This is a genomic window from Streptomyces sp. NPDC004752, from assembly GCF_053601275.1.
This window is the reverse complement of the sequence record NZ_JBSGBN010000044.1, coordinates 20,188-39,540: the sequence shown is the minus strand read 5'-3', so window position 1 is coordinate 39,540 and position 19,353 is coordinate 20,188. Positions and strand designations below refer to the sequence as shown.

Sequence of the window (19,353 nt, the reverse complement as noted above, 5' to 3'; positions counted from 1 at the left end):
AATAGGAGGAGTCAGCGGAGTCAGTCGCGGAGGCCGTTGAAACGTCCCTGGTGATAGAGGAGCGGGCGTCCGTCACCCGGCGGGTCGCCGAGGACGACCTCGGCAAGGATGAGCCGATGGTCCCCGGCCGGTATGCGCCCCACCACGCGGCAGACCAGCCAGGCCAACACGTCGTCCAGGAGGGGAACGCCCTCGGGGCCCTCATGCCAACGGGTCGGCGCCCCGAAACGGTCGGCACCGCTCTTGGCGAACGTGCCGGCCAGGTCCTCCTGTTGCTCGCCGAGTATGTGCACACCGATGTAATCGGCTTTGGAGATGACCGGCCAGCTGGAGGAGCCGACTCCGATGCCGAAGGAGAGAAGCGGGGGCTCCGCGGAGACCGAGGAGAGGGAGGTGGCGGTGAAGCCGACCGGACTGCCGCCTCCTTGGGCGGTGATCACCGCGACTCCCGCCGCGTGCTGCCGGAAAACGGAACGGAGAAGGTCGGGAGAGGTGAGCCGGTGGGTGCCGACGTCGGACACGGCCGTCATGGAATTGTCCTTCTCATGGTTGTCATCGAAGAGTGAGAGGAAGGCGACGAGACCGTTGGTGCTCATCGTGGCACGTCTCATGATCGCCGCGTACCGTGACCGGCCCCACGATGACAGTCACGGCAACCGGATAGTGGGCTGGGGCGTACACCGGTTTTCCGGATGTGAGCTAGACGCGCTGATCTGCAGGTCGGCGAAGACCCAGGTGCTCACGCAGCGTGCTACCGCTGTACGCGCGTCGCAGCAGTCCCCGATCTTGAAGACGAGGGACCACCTCTTCGACGAATTCATCGAGACTGCCGGGCAGGAAAGGCGGCAGAATGGTGAACCCATCGGCCCCACCGGCGTGCAGCCATGTCTCCATGTCATCGCAGAACTGGTCGTAGGTGCCTACGAATTCGCGATGCCCTCGGCCGCCGGACAGAAGTTTCAACACCTGTCGTAGCGTCAGGTTACGCTCTCGGGCCATCTTGACAAAGAAATCGCGACGCGACTTCGTGCCGTTGAAGTCGGAGGAACTCCCAAGGTCAGGAAAGGGCTCGTCGAGTGGATAACCGGTGAGATCGACCCCACCCGAGTTGCTCTTGAGTGCATTGAGCGCGGTCTCGACGTCGGTAACCGCGAACAACTCGTCCCGCAACTCCTGGGCTTGCCGAACCGTCGGCGCGAGAATAGGCACCACGCCAGGCAAGACCTTGACGTCGCGAGCCTCTCGTCCTGCCATTCGGGCCTGCTGCTTCATACGTGTGTAGAACTCACGGGCCGAGTCGAGTTCGGCCTGCGATGTGAATATTACGTCTCCGAACCGGCCGCCGAACCGGATTCCGTCGTCAGAGGATCCTGCCTGTGCGAATACCGGATGGCCCTGGGGAGTCCTTGGCATGGTCAGCGGGCCCCTGACGTTGAACCACTCCCCGCTGTGATCGATCGGCCGGACAGAACCCGGCGCCAAGAACTGTCGGGTGCTCCGATCGGCGACGACGGCGTTGTCGTCCCAGCTGTCCCAAAGACTTGTCATCACCTTCATGAACTCAGTGGCACGTTCGTAGCGCCGGTCGTGCTCCAGATGTTCCGCCTGTCCAAAGTTGTGCGATGCATCCGGCGCGGAGGTGGTGACAATGTTCCACCCGGCACGGCCCCCGCTGATCTGGTCCAGTGAGGCAAGCAGTCGAGCAAGATTGAAGGGCTCATAATACGTCGTGGAAGCGGTCCCGATGAGACCAATACGGGTGGTCGCCGAGGAGATCGCGCTGAGCAAGGTGAACGGCTCGAACGGCACGACGCCGTAGTAACCGTTGGAAGCCAGGTCCGGATAGAGATACGGCGAGTCGGCGATGAAGACCGCGTCGAACATTCCGGATTCCGCGACTTTGGCGAGCTCGATCATGTAATCGATATCGCTGAGACGCTCGGGCTGTGTCTGCCCGAACCTCCAGGCGGCTTCATGGTGACCGGCCCCGGCCAGGTACACGGTCAGATGAACCTGATGCTGATCGGCTGTCATTTCAGTTTCCAGTCCTCTTGCATGTCATTGCTGCGGGGACCCTGCCCCGAACGCGGTTGCCGCTGCTGCGCCTTGGCCGGGTCGTCGCCGTCACGCGGGGGTCTTCTCCGGTGACGACACGTGTGCATGAGTGTGGGGCGAGGGCGAGAGGCGCTCGCCGTGCGAACCGAACAGACACAGGTGCTGCGGTCGGACCCCGAGAGAGATGAATTCGGGCACGGGCAGGTCGGCTGAGACCCGCACCTGCGCGGTCTGCTCGCCGATCAGGACCGACAGCAGCCGTTCCCGGCCGACCAACTCGCTGCTTTCCACGCGGCCGGTGAAGTGGAGCTGCTCGCCGCCGCGTGGGCTGTCGCGCTCGTCGAGTACCGTCCAGTCCTCGGGGCGCACGCCGACGGTGGCGACCGCGGAGGCCGGGTAGCCGTCAGGCAGACGTCCCGAAACCGCCTCGCGCACAGCGGGATCGTGGGTCGGGAGAAGGTTCATGCCGCCGAGGAATCGAGCTACGAACTCGGTCGCCGGACGCCGGAACACACTTTCGGGGTGATCATTCTGAACGATGGTGCCGTCCTGCATGACAACCAGCCGATCGGCCAGCGCGAGCGCCTCGGCCTGGTCGTGGGTGACATAGACCGTGGTCGTGCCCGTCGCGCGCTGCATCGAGCGGATCTCCTTGCGCATCGTCACGCGCAGCTCGGCGTCGAGGTTCGACAGCGGTTCGTCCATGAGCAGCACACCAGGCCGCCGCACCAGAGCCCGTCCGATGCCGACCCGCTGCTTCTGACCACCGGACAGCTGGCCGGGACGCCGGCCGAGGTAGGGCTCCAGCCGCAGCGTCGCCGCGACTTCGGCGACGGCGGCATGGCGTTCGTTCCGCGGCGTCTTGGCCATCCGCAGCGGGAACTCGATGTTGGCGTAGGCGGTCTTGTTGGGATACAGCCCGTAGTTCTGGAAGACCATGGCGATGTCACGATCGCCCGCCGTCGCGGCGGTGACATCCTGCCCGTCCAGCGAGATGGTCCCGGCCGTCGCGTCCTCCAGGCCGGCCAGGCACCGCAGCAGGGTCGTCTTGCCGGAACCGGAGGAGCCCAGCAGAACGACGAACTCACCGGCCTCGCAGGAGAGTTCGATGTCACGCAGCGCCTGCGTGCCGTCGGGATAGATCTTGCTCAGCGCGGTGACGTCGATGCGGCGGCCGCGAGATGTGGGACGGTTCCCGCTCGATGGACGCGGGCTCAGTGCGGGCATGACGGGCGTCTTCCTGTTGTGGTGGTCATCTGATGCAGCGGTGGCATGGTCACGCGGGCAGCAGCGCCGCGCCCGCCTTCGCCGCGTCGTCGAGGGCGGCCTGCGGGCTCTTCTTGCCGAGCAGTGCGGCGGTGATCGCGTCGTTGAGCAGTTTGTTGATCTGGTTGGAGTTGTTGCCGGGGAAGTTCTGCCACGGCACAAGCGTCTTGAGCTGGGCGACGCTCGGCGCCACGAGAGGACTGGACGCGGCTTTCCGCGCCGCGCTGCTGTTGACCGGGAGGTATCCGGTGGTCGTCACCATCAGTCTTTGCGCCCGCTCGCTGAGCAAGGCGGCGACGGCCTTCGCCGCGGCCTGCTGCCTGGCCTTGTCCTTGGTCACGATGATCAACGCGCCGCCGCCCGGTAGGGTCTTGGCCTGGCCACCGTCGGGAATGGGCATGGCCGCCGCGGCCAGTGACGATCCCATCGATGTGCTGATCAGGCTGCGAACCGAGCTGGGGTTGAGCACCATCGCGAGATCTCGCCGCGCCAGCGCGTCGTCGATCTGTTGCAGTGTCCCGGGCATGCTGAGCTTGTCGGCGGCCAGGTCGGCCCAGTACTTGAGCATCTGCACACCGGCCGGATCGTTGAAGGCGATGCGCTTCCCGTCCGGGCTCATCGTGGAACCGCCGTTTGACAGCAGGTAGTTCTGGAAGACCCAGTTGCCCGAGCTTTGGATCAGGCTGGTCGACACGCCGTACCGGGCCGCATGTGAGCTGACGATCTGCTCCGAGAACTGCCGCAGTTGCGAGAAGGTTTTCGGCGGTTGCTCGGGATCAAGCCCAGCTTTGGCGAAAATGTCCTTGTTGTAGTAGAGGGTCATCGTGGAGACACCCCAGGGCGTCCCGACCAGTTGGCCGTCGATGCGCCCGGAGGTCATGATGGCCGGGTCGAAGCTGTTGACGTCGAGGCCGGCCGACGGGAGCAGCTCATCGAGCGGCTGCGCGATCTTGTTGGTGTGGTAGTAGCCGAGCATGTTGATCCCGACCATCACGATGTCGGGCACACGTCCGGCCGTGACGTCCTGCTGAAAACGATTGTCCACATCCGGCCAGCCCGATCCGCTCGCCAGTTCCAGCTGCACCCCGGACAGCCCGGTGACGGCCTTCAGCGCGGCTTGTACCGGCGCGGTCACCGCCGTGTAGTTCGGCAGCAGCACGGTCAGTCTGTTCGACGTGGCCGAACTGTTGCCGCCGCCGCAAGCGGCGAGCAGGGCCGCGGCGGCCCCGGAGGACAGGGTGCCAAGGACGCGGCGCCGACTCAGTCGGCGGGTCGTCGGCTCGGACGCAACGGGTGTCGGATCAACGGACAGGTCGGTGGACATCGGGTCTCCTGGAAAGCGAGCGCTCGACCGGGTCGACGGCCGGGGTGGTGGGATCGGGGAGATTCATTCGCCACCGCTGGTCAGTTGGAGGCCGCGGACCAGGTGCCGCTGCGCTACCAGATAGAGCGCTACCAGCGGCGCGATGGCCATGATCGCGGCGGCCATCTGCTCGCCGTAGTCGGCCGAGCTCTCCGGTCCGGCGTACTGCGCGATGACGTAGGTGACAGTGGCGGCGTGATCGGAGCGGAGCATGACCGACGGCCAGTACAGGTCGTTCCAGTGCAGCACCACGGAGAAGGTGAGGAAGGCCATGATCGCTGGGCGGACGTTGGGCAGCACGATGTGCCACAGCAGCGCCATCGGGCGCGCCTTGTCGATGCGCGCGGCATCGAAGACGCTCTGCGGAATCGACATGATGAACTGCCGCAGCAGGTAGACGGCGAATCCGCTGCCGATCCACGGCAGGATGAGCACCTGGTAGCTGTCGAGCCAGCCGATCCGGGCAAACACATAGAACAAGGGAATCGCGGTGACCTGGGCCGGCACGTTCATGCACGCCATGACCAGCCAGAAGGCGGCGCGTTGACCGCGGAACCGCAGGCGGGCCAGCGCGTAGGCGGCCGGCAGGGCGAGCGCGACCTGCAGCCCGGCGATGAGAAACACCACCACGAAACTGTTGAAGTAGAGACGCTGCCAGTCCAGTGAGCCCCATGCCTGACTGAAGTTGGCGAAGGTCAGCCCTGTTGCCGACAGCGAGCCGGGGCGGGTGTGGGCCGGGTCGGTCAATGACGTCCACAGCATCATGACGAAGGGGAACAGCTGGACGGCGGCCACCACGGTCAGGACAGCGGTGGCGATCAACCGTGCCGGTCGGACCCGGACCCGCCCGCGCCGAGCCGGCGCGGATGTCGGCGCCGCGGTGGGCGCGGTCGTGGCGGTCATCGCGCGGCCGCCGGGGCGGAGAGACGGCTGAGTCGCAACTGCGCCGCTATCGCGACCAGTGTCAACGCGAGGAGCAGCACGCTGATCACCGCGCCCGAGCCGATGTCGAGGTTCTCGACGCCCACCGTGTACTGCAGGTAGGACAGGGTCATGCTGCTGTCGAGCGGGCCGCCCTGGGTCATCACCCGGACCTGGTCGAAAACCCGCAGCGCGTTACCGACGGCGATCACCGTGGCGAAGGTGGCGGCGGGGCGCAGAGCCGGGAAGGTGACGTGCCAGAACCGCTGCCAGGCCGATGCCTTGTCGACGCGCGCCGCGTCCATGGTGGTCAATGGCACCGTCGTCAGCCCCGCGAGAAAGACGATCATGCTGGAGCCGATGCCGAACCAGCATCCGACGATCGCCGCCGCGGGCAGCGACAGTCCGGTGGAGTTCAGCCAGTCGTAGGCGCCGAAGAGACGGCCGACGGTCAGGTCGAACAGGCCCTCGCCCGGATAGAACAGCCACCGCCAGACCACGGCCATCGCCGCGAGGGTGCAGGCTGAAGGCAGGAACAGGACGATCCGCCAGACCGCACCGCCCCGTCCGACCGTGTTGATCAGCACCGCCAGCAGCAGCCCGATGACCACCTGGGCCGGCACGACGAGCACGGCGTACTCGATCGTCCGCAGAAGGGCTCCACGAAGCTGCCCGCCGTCGATCACCGCACGCCAGTTCGCGACACCCGCCCAGTGGATCTGCTGGGTCAGCGGGTCGTAGTGGAAGAACGACAGGGCCAGCACCGCGGCGATCGGCAAGGCGATGAACAGTGTCATGGCCCCGAACGCCGGCGCGAACAACAACCCGGCGACGGCCGAGCCACGGTGCGGCTGGTAGCGCCTCACGCTGCCTCCAATCTATGACGTGTTTCTTTCAAGGGAATTATTGATCCCTTGTAAGAGACATAGAAAGGTGCAGCGAAGGCCGGGGTCAACTGCTGACCATGCCCCCGATCGACTGTTCATTGAGCATTTACTGATCAGACATCGCCCGATTCCGCACACGGCCGGGCCTCGGCGGCGTCGGATGATCATCAGCCGTCTCCCGCGGCGACGCCGAGGCGCGGCAAGTGCCGGGCAGCCCGGTCCGCGAAGTGGCCGGCCGGCTCAGTAGCCCACGGTGAAGCGGCGGTTCAGGTGCTTCGGACGCTCGATCTCGTCAACGAGAGCGACGGCGTAGTCCTCGTAGGAGATGCGGGACTGGCCGTCATCGCCCACCACGGGCCGGTCGAGGCCGGTGCGATAGACGCCGGTACGCTCGCCCGGAGCGAAGTGGACCGGCGGCGGGGAGAGATAGGTCCAGGTGACGTCCTCACCCAGGGCCCGACAGGCGTCGAGGGCCTGGAGCTGGCCGATCGCGTACGGCTTGAACTCCTCGGGAAAACCAGGGGCGTCGAAGAACCGGACACCGTCGTCGTTCAGCAGGCCGGCCCCGCCGCCCATGTGCACGATGCGCGGCCCGCCCGGCCCGACCGATCGTGCCGCCGCGGCGGCCGTGGCGATGGCGTCGGTGTACAGCGCGGCATCCGGCCCGCCGACGGTCAGCACCAGCGCGTCGGCGTCCTCGGCGAGCGCGGCGACGATCTCGGCGTCGGTGACGTCGCCCGCCACCGCCCGTACGCCTTCGGGGAGTTGACCGATCCGGGAGATGTCCCGGGCTACGGCGGTGACCTGGTGGCCGCGGGCGGCGGCCTCGGCGACGACACGGGAACCGGCCTTGCCTGCAGCTCCGAACACAACGATCCTGCTGCTCATCGTGCATCCTTCCGGTGTGTATGCGGGCGGTGGAGTATCAGGCATCCTGAACGCCGAAGAGGTACTGGTTGCCGATGTCGATCAGGAACGGGCTGCCGTAGGACGGATAGCGCTCCAGGATCGCCTTCTTGTACGCCTCACCGTCGTCGCCGAGCAGTTCGCGCGCGTCGGCGAGGTAGCGGCCGAGCTCGGCATAGACGTCGGGTCCGGCGGGCAGACCGTGCCCGGCCAGAATCGTGTCGTACGTCGGTTCCCCCGCGAGGGCGTCGACGGCCTTCTGCCAGCCGACGATGTCGTTGTTGCCGAGGAACAGGTGGGTGGCATGGTAGACGAGGTCCTGGGCCACCAGGACACCCTGCGCGGGCAGCTTGATCACCAGTTCGTCGGTGGCCTCGCCGCCCCTGACGGCCTCGAAGAGGAAGGGCACGCCGTCGATGACCTCGGTGCCCGGGATGATCTCGGCTGTCGGGGTGACATCGGCGATGGGGATGACGGTGCCGGTCGGGTCCTGGCCGTCGCCCTGAACCGCGATCTGGTCACGGACCACGGCGAGTGCATGCACGGGGGCGCCGAAACGCGCCGCCCCGTGGAAGTGGTCCGGGTGGGCGTGGGTGATGATCAGCCGGTCGATCGGCTTGCCCAGGCCCTGCGCGTAGGCGACGACCTCATCGGCGTAGCCGAGCGCGTACTGGGCGTCGACGGCGATCAGCCGGGCCGGGGTCTCGATCAGCTGGGTGGTGACATTCAGACTGTCGTCCGGGGCCATATAGCTATGGACGCGTACCGCGCCCTTGTCGATGACAGTGACCGTGCCGTGCATGATGAAGGCTTCCTTACGTGGTCGGACGACGTCCGGTTGACCGTCCGGTGCTCGTCCCACTCTCGCCCCGGACGTGCGCGCAGGCGAGATACGCTGGAGACTCGTCATGGTCGAAAACAGACATGGGTGAGGCCATCGTGTCAACGCCGGACGCCACCGGACCCGCCGGTGCGGGCAACGGCCCGATCCCCGGTTTCGGCTTCAACGCGCCGACCGGACCGATCTCCGGCTTCGAGGTCACCGACCTGGCCACCCTGCACGAACGACTGAAAGACGGCAGCCTGGAACGCGTCCACCGCGTCGACTTCCACACCGTCACGCTGATCACCGAGGGCAGCGGAGAGCACAGTGCCGATTTCGTCAGGTATCCCTGCCGCCCGGGCACGCTGCTGTGGGTCCGCCCCGGCCAGGTCCAGCACTTCGGCCGCCCCGGCACCATGAACGGCGCCCACATCCTGTTCACCCCCGCCTTCCCGCCCCGACTGCCGAGCACCGATCGGCTGCTCCACGAGTGGTACGGCCCGGTGTGCTGGCAACTGGACGCGGGCCGCGACTACACCGCGGTGTCCACCACGGTGGGCCAGCTGCGGTCCGAGTTCACTCGACCGGATGGCACGGTCTCGCCCGAGATCCTCCAGTTCCTGCTCGCCACCCTGCTGCTGCACATCGGCCGGCTGCCCCGGTGCGGTGAGCACACGGACCCGCACGCCGGCGGCAAGATCTACACCCGCTTCCGCACCGAGCTGGAACGCTCCTACACCACCACCCGCCGCGCCGAGGACTACGCCCGGCGCCTGGGCTACACCGTCAAGACCCTGACCCGCGCCTGCCTGGCCGCCACCGGCCAATCCGTCAAACAGGTGATCGACGCCCGTGTCGCCCTGGAGGCCCAGCGCCTGCTCGCCCACACCGACGAGCCGGTCGCAGGGATCGCTCGTCGCCTCGGCTTCACCGAACCCACCAACTTCGGCAAGTTCTTCACTCGCCACACCGGCGCCACCCCCGGCGACTTCCGCCGCAGCCACCTCTCCCCTCACTGACGCCGGGGCCGCCGCAGGAAGCGAACGAGGCCGGGACGAGGGCCGGGGCGACGTCAGAAAGGAAGCTCGAACCACACGGTTTTTCCGCGGCCGCTGGGCGAATTGCCCCATGCTGAGGCGAGAGCCGAGACGATCATCATCCCCCGGCCGCCTTCCGCCTGGGCCTCCCCGGGACTTCCCACGTTGATGGCGGGGTGGGGGTCACTGTCCCTGACCTCCACGCGCAGATGGTGCGGATACCGCCGGACCCGGAGGTCAACGTCACTGTCGGCATGAACAAGCGCATTGGTCACGACTTCCGACAACAGGAGTTGCGCCTCGTCGTCGAGCTCCTTGAGATACCAGGCCGACAACCACGCCCGCAGAAACAGGCGGGCACGCTGCACTCCCCGCAGATCACGTCGAGGGATCTCCAGACGCTGCACATAATGACGTGCCTGCGCAGAGGGCTCCTCGTAGCGCAGAAGCAACAGCGCCGCATCGTCCGCGGCTCGCGGAACAACGGTCGTGCGTTTCACCACCTCATCACCAATGGCCTCCAATTGCCCGTGGGAGACGGCGTAGGCGGTGTCAATGACACCGGGACCTATCTCATGCTCGGGACCGGCGCAGAGGAAGCCGTCGGTGTAGAAGACCACGAGTGCTCCGGGCTCCAGATGAACGCTGACATCGGTGTATTCGTATTCTCCGTCGACTCCGAGCGGCGGACCCACATCCGGCTGAGGATCGAGATAGTTACCGGATGCCTGCCTGATCAATGGGAATGGGTGGCCCGCTGTCGCAACGCGCATGCGTCCCGTTTCCGGGTCCAGCAATGCACAGCAGCAGGTGGCGAAGAGTTCCGTCCTGAGTTCGCCCAGCAAACGATTGGTACGCCGCAGGAGCGGCCCGGGGCTGAGCCCATCGGTGGCATAAGCCCGAACGGCACTGCGGAGCTGTCCCATCACCACCGTCGCGGCCGTGCTGTGACCTTGCACATCTCCGATGACAGCCGTGACACCACCGGACGGGAGAGGGATCAGGTCATACCAGTCGCCGCCGAGTTCAAGGCCACCACTTGCAGGCACATAGCGGCTGGTGGAGACAAGTCCGGGGATACTCGGCAGCATCCGTGGCAGGAGGGCCTGCTGCAACTGTCGGGCCAGCGCGTATGAGGCGTCCTGAGCCCGAATCCGATCGAACGCCTGGCCCAGAAGCGGTACCAAGGCGTTAAGAGCAGCACGCTCGGCAGCAAACTGACGGCCGTCCGCCGTGAAACAGATAGAGCACGTGCCGAGCACTCGCATGCCCACCAGAAGGGGACTCACTATCCATACGTATTCCTCGGCGTCTGCGCCCACCGCTGCCGACTCGACTCGGTCTTTCGTCTCTCTGTGCGCCGCGTCGAAGAAGAGCTGTCTCTTCTCGGTCATGGCGCGTTCCTCGGGCATTCCGCTACAGGACGAGGAGGCTTCCAGCTGCCGCAAGAATCCCAGCGAGCAACCGGAGGCGCCGACCACCCGCAGCCGCCCGTTTTCCAGCGAAGTAATGGCGGTCGCCCGGGCTTTCAGTCCACCGATGACTCGCTGGTTGATCTCGTGGACGACGTCCTCAAGACTGAGCGCCCGGGGCAGCCTCATGGCCAGCTGCTGAACGTGGTACAGGAAAGGAGCAATCTCCGCGGCCCGAACAGCGTCGCCCCCAACGGTCGGTGAAACGGCATTCATCGCCGTCACCAACGGTATCTCGCCGGCCAGCATCGAGACGCCCGCTGCGGCCAAAGGAACCAACTCACAGGCGATCTCCCGGCCCACAGCGGTAAGTCGGTCCAGTTCGTCCGAACCGATCTGACGGAAAATTCCGGGCCAAAAGGCGGCGATCGCGCCGAACCGCTTACCCGCCGACTCCAGTGGTGCCGATGCGATGGTGAGCGGATAGGGAACAAAGATGGAGAATTCCGGATATTTACCGAGCGTTTCAATGGAGTGCGCGATCTTGGGCACACCTGTTTTGTAGGCAGCAACCGACGGGAAAATCTCATCGTCAATGGGAAGCCGCTCCATCATTCCGACGCCAAGCGGTTCAACGGCGGTGACTGCCGCGGCCAGAAGGGGCTCGCCCCGCATGGGAAGGAACACGGCCACCGAAGAAGCCTGCAGATCACGCAGGGTACGGCGCGCAGCTTCCAGCAGCACGTCGTCGCGGCTCCTGGCGGGACGTACCTCCACTTGCTGGCCCGGCCCGCATGTGTCAGCGTCCATACCGTTCAGCTCCCGGCGCTATCGGACCACCACCTCGAATAGAGCATAAATGTTTATGCTGCTCATCGGCTATTCAGCACCGCGCATTCACGCCGACCGCGATCCGAAACCACTGATCAACGCCCTGGCGGCCACCGGCCCGACCAACGCCGACGGCGAGGCGGCCCGCCGATCCCATGGGGACGGGTCCCTGGTCTCAGTCGGTGCGCTGTCCGACACGGAGAACGCTCAGATAGCGGCGTGATGCTCGGTCGCCCATCCGGGTGCGGATGCGCTCGGCGACGGCATCGAGGAGGGGCTCACGGACGTCGCGGTCGAGTTTCCGATACAGCGACGTCGAGCGAAGGAGATCGGCAAAGCCGTCCCCGTCGAACCACTGGACGGTCGGGTACCAGCGCACGGTCGTCGGGCCGAACAATCCGCCAGGATCGTCGACCTGGCCCCAGCCCTCGTCGGTGGTGCGCACATCGTCCTCCAGCGGCGGATGGCCCCAGTCGGGATTCCCGGGGCAGAACCGCTCGTGGAGATCGGCGGTCTCGGCATAGACTTCCGGCTCTCCAGGCCTGCGGACCACGACGTGGCCGAGCAGTGCCATCCAGCCTCCGGGACCAAGCACGTCGTGCGCTCGCCGCCAGCCAGTCGACGGGTCGACCCAGTGCCACGACGACGCGGCCACGAGGGCATCGAAGCGTCGGCCGCGGTCGTCCCACTCCTCAAACATCGACGTCTCGACATGGACGTTACGGAAAGTAGCGATCCGCCGGCGAGCGAGCGCGGCCATGCCTGCACCCGGCTCGATGGCGGTCACCGAACATCCGAGTGCCGCCAGTGAGCGCGTCGCCTGACCGGTACCGCAGCCCACCTCCAGAACCGAGGACGTTTCGTCCATGCCGGTGATGGCGCCAAGGTCAGCGAACAGTTCGTCGGGGTATCCCGGCCGGACCCGGTCGTAGAGCTCCGGCACCTCGTTGAACACCCGGCCGAGGTCGTGTCGGTTCGGGCGCGCCTTCGGATCGTCAGTCACGAACGCACAAGCTATGTGGCTCGTCCACAAAGACGCCACTGGTTTACCGGCAGCCGGTGACGCGCCGCCACCGGTAGTGCACGTCGACGGCAGCGACTCCAGACGTGTGTAACCGACAGTCGCCGGCCGGAGGTTGGGCATGAACGCCCGCCTTCCGCGAAGGGAGTCCCGGGTATTGACACCTGGCCGTGGCCCTCACCACGATAACGACTCGCCATGCCAAACGATTTGCATCGAAGGATGGGGAGGTCTCAGTGGTCTTCACCAGAGCGGTTCGATGGCTTGCTCTGATGTTGCTCGCCCCGATGGTCGTTGCCCTCACTCCACAGGCCGGGCACGCCGCCGATACCCCTGCGGTTGCGCTCTCGGCGACGACTGTGGGCAACGTCTTCACCGTCGGCCGACTGCCGAACGTCGACGTCACCACGGCAGGCGACACACTCGCGTGGTCGGCCACCGACGCGACCGGCACGGTCGTCGCCAGGGGGCGGCAGACGGTGACCGGCGGGCGGACTGCGCTGCGTCTGCCGATCGACCGCGTCGGCTGGTTCAGTATCGCGGTGACGGCGTCCCGAGCCGGCACCGTGCTCGGCACCGCCACCACCACACTCGCCCGGCTGAACCGACCCGCCCCGGCTACGAACGGAAGCTCACCGTTCGGCGTCTCCGCGCACTACGGCTTCACGGGCACCAGCACGAAGTCCATTCCGCTGCTGGCGAAGGCCGGACTCACCAACGAGCGCGACGAGATGATGTGGGGATCCGTCGAACGCACCAAGGGCAGTTACGTCTTCCCCCACGACGCCTACGCCGATCAGCTCGCCGAGAACGGTGTGTCGCCACTGATCATCCTCGACTACGGCAACCCGAACTACGACGGGGGCAAGGCACCCACATCCGCCGAGGCGATCGCCGCGTTCGCGAAGTACGCCAACGCTCTGGTCGAACACAACGCGGGCAAGGTCTCCAGCTACGAGATCTGGAACGAGTGGAACATCGGCTTCGGTGATACTCCAAGGACCCCGGAGAGTTACCTCGCCCTGCAGAAGGCCACCTACGAGACCGTGAAACCTGAGCATCCGGACATCACCCTGGTGGCGCCGACACTGGCGGGTACGGACATGCAGTGGCTCGAACAGTGGATGAAGCTGGGTGGCTTGCGCTACACGGACGCGATCTCATTGCATCCGTACCTGTTCCCGCAAGCACCCGAGGGGCTAGACGCGGTCCTGGCCCAGTTGCAACACCTGATCAAGCAGTACAACGGTGGCAAGTCCAAGCCGATCTGGATCAGCGAGCAGGGATGGCCCACCGGTACCTCTGTAGTGGCCGGCAGCGAGACACAGCAGGCGGCGAATGTGGCCCGCTCCGCCCTGATCGCACTCGCCGGCGGGGCCGAGCGTTACTTCGCCTACGACTTCGTCAACGACGGTACCGACCCGGGCAACCTTGAGCACAACTTCGGACTGCTGCACAACGCCGCCGATCCCCTCGGCGCCTACACGCCGAAGCCGGCCTACGCCGCCTACGCGGCGCTCACCCGGCAGCTGAGTGGAGCAACGTTCAGCCGTAAGGAGACGGTTGGCACAGGTGTCCATGACCTGGTCTTCGACCGCAACGGAAGGCCGCTGCGGGCCCTTTGGTCGCAGTCCCCGACCGTGGTCAGCCTCCACGCGGACAAGGAACTCGTCGTCACGGACCTGTACGGCAACTCCGAGACCTACGCGCCCGATCACGACGGCGTCATCACCCTCACGCTCACCGGTGACCCGCTGTACGTCACCGGACCGGTCGACGCCGTAACCGCGGGCGGAACCGTCTCGCTGTCGGCACGGCCGGCGTTCGTGGGGGATCCGCTCGTGGTGGACTGGGCGGCGGACAACACAGCCGGTCACAAACCCCTTGCCCTGCGCCTCGAACTGGGGGGCGGCACCTACCGGCTGGACGTGCCCGCGGGGCAGTCCCGTACGCGGGCCATCAGCCTGCCGGCACCGAGTGGCGCGGGCGATCGTGCTCTCGTCGGTGATCTGTACACCGCACACAGGCGCATCGGGCGGATACGGACCGACGTCACCGTGCGCAGCGCCCTGCAACTGCAGGCCAAACATGTGCTGGACAGCAGCGGTGCACAGCAGGTGCGGTTCACGGTGTCGAACCTGTCGGCATCGAGCCACACTCTCGGTTCGCTGAACTGGACTGTCGGGTCCACCGACGGCACGGCGCTTCAGGATGTGACCGTTCCCGGCCATGCCCAGCGCCAGGTCGACGTTCCCCTGACCGCCGGTGCGAAATCCCCGTACACCGCGAGGCTCACCGTGCAGGGACTGCCGGCGGTGGATCTCAGCGGCACGGTGATGCCGGTGGCCGCCGGTGCTTCCGCTCCCGTTCCCCGGCGCACCATAACGGTCGACGGCCGGCTGGACGATCTCACCGGGCTGTCCGCGATCCAGTTGCCCCAGGACGGCAAGGTTCGGATGAGCGGCTACGGTGGCGCATCGGATCTCGGTGGCTCGCTCTGGTTCAGCTACGACCAGCAGAACCTCTATCTGTCCGCCGAGATCACCGATGATGTGCACTCACAGCCGGAGACGGGAAGCAGCATCTGGCAAGGCGACTCCCTCCAGTTCGCCATCGGCAGTGGCGCTCCCGGCGAGCAGACGGCCTGGAGCGAGATCGGCGCTGCGCTCACTCCGTCCGGGCCCCAGTTGTATCGCTGGGTTGCCGATGGTGAGAACTCCGGCGCCATTCCGGGCGCCCAGGTCGCGGTGACCCGGGATGACATGGCGGATCGGACGACGTACGAAGTGGCCATCCCCTGGTCGCGCCTGCAACCGATCGAGCCCGCCGACCGGTTGATCAGCCTGTCGCTGCTCGCCAACGACAACGATGGAAGCGGGCGCAGAGGCTGGATCGAGTGGGGCGGCGGCATCGGCAGCGCCAAGGACTCGGCGCTGTTCAAACCCGCCGAACTCATCGGCTGAGCAACGAGTTCGGAACGAGTCCGGGACCGCTCGCCATGTGTGAGCCGTCCCGGACGTCCCTGCCGAATTCGCCCCTCATCGGCCTACGGTGGGCTGGGTGTTCACCGGGGCCTGGGCTCCAGGGTGCACGTGTCTTCGAGGGTGCAGGTGTCTTCGCCGGTGGCGGTGCGGCTGTATCGGTCGATCAGGGCGGCGACGGCGGCCGCGCAGTAGAAACCCTGGCAGCGTCCGTTCATGACACGGGTTCTGCGGCGCAGTCCCTCCGGGCTGTGCGGGGGCAGTGGTCCGGCGAACGCGTCCCGGATTTCTCCTTCGGTGACGCGTTCGCAGAAGCAGACGATGTGTCCGTAGTCGGGGTCCTTGCTGATGAGTTCGGCGTCCTGGTAGGGCCGCGGGAAGGCCTCGCCCAGGTTGGGCATGCGGGGTGGGGTGGGCAGGTCGTCACGCGGCCGCAGGGGCAGACCGGCGGTGGCGAGGAGGTCCCGGACGTGTTCGGCGATCGCCATGCCGGAGGTCAGTCCGGTGGAGCGGATACCGCCGACGAGCACATAGCGCCGGCGGGGCTCGGGGACGATGAGGTAGTCCCCGTGGTCGATGGCGGCCCGCAGACCCGCGTAGTCGGCGGTGACCTCCTCGTTCAGCAGACGGGGCATGAGCTTCTCGCCCTTGGCCAGGAGGAAGTCGAGGCCGCGCTGGGAGGTGCCGGTGGCGGTGCGGTCGGTGAGGTCCTCCGCGGTGGGGCCGAGCATGACATTGCCGTAGATGGTGGGCGAGATCAGGACGCCCTTGCCGCGTGCCGTGGGGACGGGAAGGACGATCTTCTGCGCCAGGGGGCGGGCGAGTTTGTCGAACACCAGCAGCTCGCCGCGGCGCGGGGTGACGGTGAACCGCTGGTGGCCGAAGAGCCGGTCGATGCTGTCGGCTCCCAGGCCGGCGGCGTTGACCACCCAGCGGGCGTGGACCGGTCCCCTCGGTGTCTCGACGATGGTGGTCCGATCACCGATGCGGATGCCGGTGACGGGGTGCTGGAGGAGAATGCGGGTCCCGCGTTGGGCGGCGTCGGTCGCGAGGGCGAGATTGGTGGTCCAGGTGCAGATGATGGATTCGTCGGGGACGGTCAGGCCGCCGAGAGCACTGGGGCCGAGGGCGGGCACCTGGCGGTAGACCTCGTCGGCGGTCACCGGCTCGCAGTGCTGGTAGCCGTTGCGTTCGGCCTTCTCCTTCAGCCCGGGGAGCGCCTGGAGTTCTTCCTCGGTCCAGGCGACGAGGAGTGCGCCGGTGCGTTCGACGGGGATGCCCGTGGCGTGGGCGTACCCGGAGAGCAGGTGGTAGCCGCGGTGCACCAGGCGCGACTCAAGGGTGCCGGGCTTGGCATCGAATCCGGTGTGCAGGATGGCGGTGTTGGCCTTGCTGGTGCCCTCGCCCACGTCGTCGCGGGCTTCGACGAGTGCCACCGAAAGCCGGTGGCCGGAGATTTCGCGGGCGATGGCGGCGCCGACGATGCCTGCGCCGATGACGACGACGTCGAAGACGTCGCCGGTCCGAGAGGCCGGGGGGAGGGTCATGCGGGGTCTCCGGTGGTGAGGCTGGTGCGCAGCGCGGCCAGGGCGCGGCTCACGGTGGCGGCGACGGTCACGAACGCGCCGGTCAGCTGGTGGAGCAGCCAGGAGTCGACGGTGGTGACCACTGCGTCCTTGGTGACGTTGCGCCGCAGCCAGGTCGACTTGGGTGCCGAGAAGTACGGGTCAGGGGCCAGGCCGGTGCGGTGGGCGGCCCAGTCGCGCTCGGCGCCGAGGCCGGCGCAGATCTGCTCCGCTCGCCGGTCCTGCCACCCGATCGCGGGAGTCAGGGGCTTGCCCGTGCGCCGGTCCCACGCGAGCACGGCCTCGCCCTGATGGGCCGGTGCCACCGCGTCGAGGGGGCGTCGGGCCGAGGCCATCGCGCGGCGACCGGCCGCCAGGAGGGAGTCCAGGAGTCGGCCGGGGTCCTGCTGCACCCGGCCCCCGCTGAGGTAGTACGGACGCAGCGGCTCCTCGACGACGGCGATCGTTCGGTCCGCGTCGTCGGCGACGATCGCCTTGGAGGTGCCCTGGTCGATGGCGAGGATGGTGCTCACAGGGTGCTCCTGTCCGTGGGGCCGGGGCCACCCGTCAGGGCGTCGTCGATCGAGCGCATCTCGGGCATCTGCAGCCCGTGCCGTCCGCGTCTGCGCAGCAGCCACCCGAGGTACGCGAGGCCGCTGCCCGCGGCGACTGCGCAGTACAGCCAGGGATCCGCGAAGGCGGCGTCGCGGAAGATGGACAGCTCGAACAGCAGCCAGATCAGCGCGAAGAGGACCACCGGCAGTTCGAAGCGGCCGAGGCCGAACCCGCGGGCCGCCGGGAGCTTGCGGCGGCGCAGGAGGTAGAGCAGCACGACCGCGGTGTAGATGATCGCCGGTAGCAGGGTCGCGGCGGCGAACAGGTTGAACAGGGCGTGGGTCTGGTGGGCGAAGACACCGAGGATGACTTCGGTGACGACGAGAAACAGCAGGGCGGCATTGCGGGGGGTGTGGGTGGAGGCGTCGATCCGGCGCCAGGCGCGCCAGCCGGGGAAGCGCTCATCACGTGACATCGCCCAGATCAGCCGCACACCGGTGATCATGATCACCAGGCCGCACGCGAAGATCGACAGGGCGACCAGTCCCAGAAGGGCTGTACCGGCCGCACTGCCCAGGACGCCGATGATGACGTCGGCGATGGGCGTGTCCGACCTCGCCAGTGCCACCGGGTTCCCGCCGGCCATGGTCACCGCCACCAGGAACAGGAATCCCAGAACGCCGGAGGCGAGCACGGCCTTCACCATGGCGCGCGGCACCACGGTCTCCGGCTGGTGCGTCTCCTCTGCGAGACTGCAGGCGGACTCGAAGCCGACGATGGTGAACGCCCCGAGCAGGAAGCCCAGCATCCATGGTCCCGCGTGCGCCCAGCTCCCGAAGCCGAAGTAGCCGTGCGCCGCGATCGCCCCGGTGCTGAAAAGATTCCCGGCCGTGAGCCGGTGGCGGATGGCAGCCACCACGAACAGCAGCACCACCAGGGCGACCATGCTCAGCAGCTCCGCGGTGACGGCGGTGTTGTTCACCCGCTCGGACCACTTGGTCGAGTAGGCGACCAGCAGGGCCTGGGCCAGCAGGACGACCGCGGTGATCGCCCAGTCGTTGCCCGTAGTGCTGTGGTAGGCGAACAGGGCCGGCGCTACGCCGGAGGCGATGGTGTAGTCGACGGCGACCGCCACGATGGCCAGGAAGGTGAACGACACCCAGCCCAGCGCCCAGCCGAGGACGGGGTTGGCCAGCCGGGACATCCACTGGTAGGCGTAGCCGGTCACCGGGATGCGGGCGGACAGCGCGCCGAACACCAGCGCCACGGCGAGCTGTCCCACCACCACGATCGGCCAGGTCCAGATACCCATGGGGCCGGAGGAGGACAGCATGGAGCCGTAGGTGGTGAAGATGCCGGTGGCGATGGACACGAAGGCGAAGGCCACCGCGAAGGAGGCGAAGCGGCCGGTGCGGCGCTCCAGCGTCTCCTGATAGCCGAATCTCGTAATGTCCGATTCACCCTGCCCGGCCGCGCCGGAGTGGTGCGTGTCAGGCATGGCGCTCTCCTCCTCTTCGGAGCAGCGCGCGCCCGGGCGTCGGCTTCGGGTGTCGGGCAGGTCGTGACCCACCGGGCGGCTTGGTGCTACCGGTACACGGATCGTTCCCTTCCAAAGTAAGACGGACGACGATCCGGGGCCTCCCAGGAATTCTTGCCCCGGCGACACCCCCTGTCGGCGTCGTCCAAGCGCCCGCCGCCCACATCACAGGCATCGCAGCCGAACATGGTCG

15 protein-coding genes are annotated in these 19,353 nt (G+C 67.2%); 2 read left to right on the top strand and 13 right to left on the bottom strand.

Going from position 1 to position 19,353, the window contains the following annotated elements:
- Positions 1 to 20: 20 nt before the first annotated feature.
- The 8 genes from ACWEKM_RS19915 to ACWEKM_RS19880 form a co-directional block, all read right to left on the bottom strand.
- On the bottom strand, positions 21 to 530 hold the full coding sequence (locus ACWEKM_RS19915) for a flavin reductase family protein (protein WP_451622522.1): 510 nt from the start codon (positions 528 to 530) through the stop codon (positions 21 to 23).
- Positions 531 to 699: 169 nt separating this feature from the next.
- Positions 700 to 2,034 (bottom strand): LLM class flavin-dependent oxidoreductase, encoded by a 1,335-nt coding sequence (locus tag ACWEKM_RS19910; RefSeq protein WP_451622498.1) that lies wholly within the window; start codon positions 2,032 to 2,034, stop codon positions 700 to 702.
- A 90-nt stretch (positions 2,035 to 2,124) separates the two neighbouring features.
- Positions 2,125 to 3,282: an ABC transporter ATP-binding protein gene (locus ACWEKM_RS19905; RefSeq protein ID WP_451622497.1), complete on the bottom strand. Its 1,158-nt coding sequence runs from the start codon at positions 3,280 to 3,282 to the stop codon at positions 2,125 to 2,127.
- 49 nt (positions 3,283 to 3,331) lie between these two features.
- Positions 3,332 to 4,480 (bottom strand): extracellular solute-binding protein, encoded by a 1,149-nt coding sequence (locus tag ACWEKM_RS19900; protein ID WP_451622496.1) that lies wholly within the window; start codon positions 4,478 to 4,480, stop codon positions 3,332 to 3,334.
- A 228-nt stretch (positions 4,481 to 4,708) separates the two neighbouring features.
- On the bottom strand, positions 4,709 to 5,506 hold the full coding sequence (locus ACWEKM_RS19895; protein ID WP_451622495.1) for a carbohydrate ABC transporter permease: 798 nt from the start codon (positions 5,504 to 5,506) through the stop codon (positions 4,709 to 4,711).
- A gap of 77 nt (positions 5,507 to 5,583) precedes the next feature.
- Entirely contained in the window at positions 5,584 to 6,471 is an 888-nt protein-coding gene (locus tag ACWEKM_RS19890; protein WP_451622494.1) for a carbohydrate ABC transporter permease, read from the bottom strand.
- A 261-nt stretch (positions 6,472 to 6,732) separates the two neighbouring features.
- Positions 6,733 to 7,380: an NAD(P)-dependent oxidoreductase gene (locus ACWEKM_RS19885; protein ID WP_451622493.1), complete on the bottom strand. Its 648-nt coding sequence runs from the start codon at positions 7,378 to 7,380 to the stop codon at positions 6,733 to 6,735.
- Between the two features lie 37 nt (positions 7,381 to 7,417).
- A complete protein-coding gene (locus ACWEKM_RS19880) occupies positions 7,418 to 8,200 on the bottom strand; it encodes an MBL fold metallo-hydrolase (RefSeq protein WP_451622492.1) in 783 nt (260 codons plus the stop codon).
- A 122-nt stretch (positions 8,201 to 8,322) separates the two neighbouring features.
- Between ACWEKM_RS19880 and ACWEKM_RS19875 the strand changes: the two genes are divergently transcribed.
- Positions 8,323 to 9,240, top strand: a complete 918-nt coding sequence (locus tag ACWEKM_RS19875) for a helix-turn-helix domain-containing protein (protein ID WP_451622491.1) — start codon at positions 8,323 to 8,325, stop codon at positions 9,238 to 9,240.
- A 53-nt stretch (positions 9,241 to 9,293) separates the two neighbouring features.
- Here ACWEKM_RS19875 and ACWEKM_RS19870 read toward each other — a convergent pair whose 3' ends face one another.
- Complete coding sequence (locus ACWEKM_RS19870; protein ID WP_451622490.1) at positions 9,294 to 11,414, bottom strand: ATP-binding SpoIIE family protein phosphatase; 2,121 nt, start codon at positions 11,412 to 11,414, stop codon at positions 9,294 to 9,296.
- 262 nt (positions 11,415 to 11,676) lie between these two features.
- Entirely contained in the window at positions 11,677 to 12,504 is an 828-nt protein-coding gene (locus ACWEKM_RS19865; RefSeq protein ID WP_451622489.1) for a class I SAM-dependent methyltransferase, read from the bottom strand.
- Between the two features lie 290 nt (positions 12,505 to 12,794).
- Here ACWEKM_RS19865 and ACWEKM_RS19860 point away from each other — a divergent pair, with 290 nt between their 5' ends.
- Complete coding sequence (locus ACWEKM_RS19860; protein ID WP_451622488.1) at positions 12,795 to 15,485, top strand: sugar-binding protein; 2,691 nt, start codon at positions 12,795 to 12,797, stop codon at positions 15,483 to 15,485.
- A gap of 101 nt (positions 15,486 to 15,586) precedes the next feature.
- Here ACWEKM_RS19860 and ACWEKM_RS19855 read toward each other — a convergent pair whose 3' ends face one another.
- From ACWEKM_RS19855 to ACWEKM_RS19845, 3 genes are read right to left on the bottom strand one after another with little or no spacing between them, the layout of a single operon-like run.
- Positions 15,587 to 17,050 (bottom strand): FAD-dependent oxidoreductase, encoded by a 1,464-nt coding sequence (locus tag ACWEKM_RS19855; protein ID WP_451622487.1) that lies wholly within the window; start codon positions 17,048 to 17,050, stop codon positions 15,587 to 15,589.
- Positions 17,047 to 17,601: an FGGY family carbohydrate kinase gene (locus ACWEKM_RS19850; RefSeq protein ID WP_451622486.1), complete on the bottom strand. Its 555-nt coding sequence runs from the start codon at positions 17,599 to 17,601 to the stop codon at positions 17,047 to 17,049. The genes ACWEKM_RS19855 and ACWEKM_RS19850 overlap by 4 nt, the downstream gene beginning before the upstream one ends.
- The gene (locus ACWEKM_RS19845) at positions 17,598 to 19,121 is read right to left on the bottom strand and encodes an amino acid permease (RefSeq protein ID WP_451622485.1); all 1,524 of its coding nucleotides are present in this window, start codon (positions 19,119 to 19,121) and stop codon (positions 17,598 to 17,600) included. The genes ACWEKM_RS19850 and ACWEKM_RS19845 overlap by 4 nt, the downstream gene beginning before the upstream one ends.
- Between the last annotated feature and the right edge of the window lie 232 nt (positions 19,122 to 19,353).

Excerpts from the sequence above, each read along its gene's own strand:
- ACWEKM_RS19885 (WP_451622493.1), bottom strand. The coding sequence starts at position 7,380 with ATGAGCAGCAGGATCGTTGTGTTCGGAGCTGCAGGCAAGGCCGGTTCC.
- ACWEKM_RS19880 (WP_451622492.1), bottom strand. The coding sequence starts at position 8,200 with ATGCACGGCACGGTCACTGTCATCGACAAGGGCGCGGTACGCGTCCAT.
- ACWEKM_RS19845 (WP_451622485.1), bottom strand. The coding sequence starts at position 19,121 with ATGCCTGACACGCACCACTCCGGCGCGGCCGGGCAGGGTGAATCGGAC.
- ACWEKM_RS19910 (WP_451622498.1), bottom strand. The coding sequence starts at position 2,034 with ATGACAGCCGATCAGCATCAGGTTCATCTGACCGTGTACCTGGCCGGG.
- ACWEKM_RS19905 (WP_451622497.1), bottom strand. The coding sequence starts at position 3,282 with ATGCCCGCACTGAGCCCGCGTCCATCGAGCGGGAACCGTCCCACATCT.
- ACWEKM_RS19875 (WP_451622491.1), top strand. The coding sequence starts at position 8,323 with ATGGGTGAGGCCATCGTGTCAACGCCGGACGCCACCGGACCCGCCGGT.
- ACWEKM_RS19860 (WP_451622488.1), top strand. The coding sequence starts at position 12,795 with ATGTTGCTCGCCCCGATGGTCGTTGCCCTCACTCCACAGGCCGGGCAC.
- ACWEKM_RS19915 (WP_451622522.1), bottom strand. The coding sequence starts at position 530 with ATGACGGCCGTGTCCGACGTCGGCACCCACCGGCTCACCTCTCCCGAC.
- ACWEKM_RS19855 (WP_451622487.1), bottom strand. The coding sequence starts at position 17,050 with ATGACCCTCCCCCCGGCCTCTCGGACCGGCGACGTCTTCGACGTCGTC.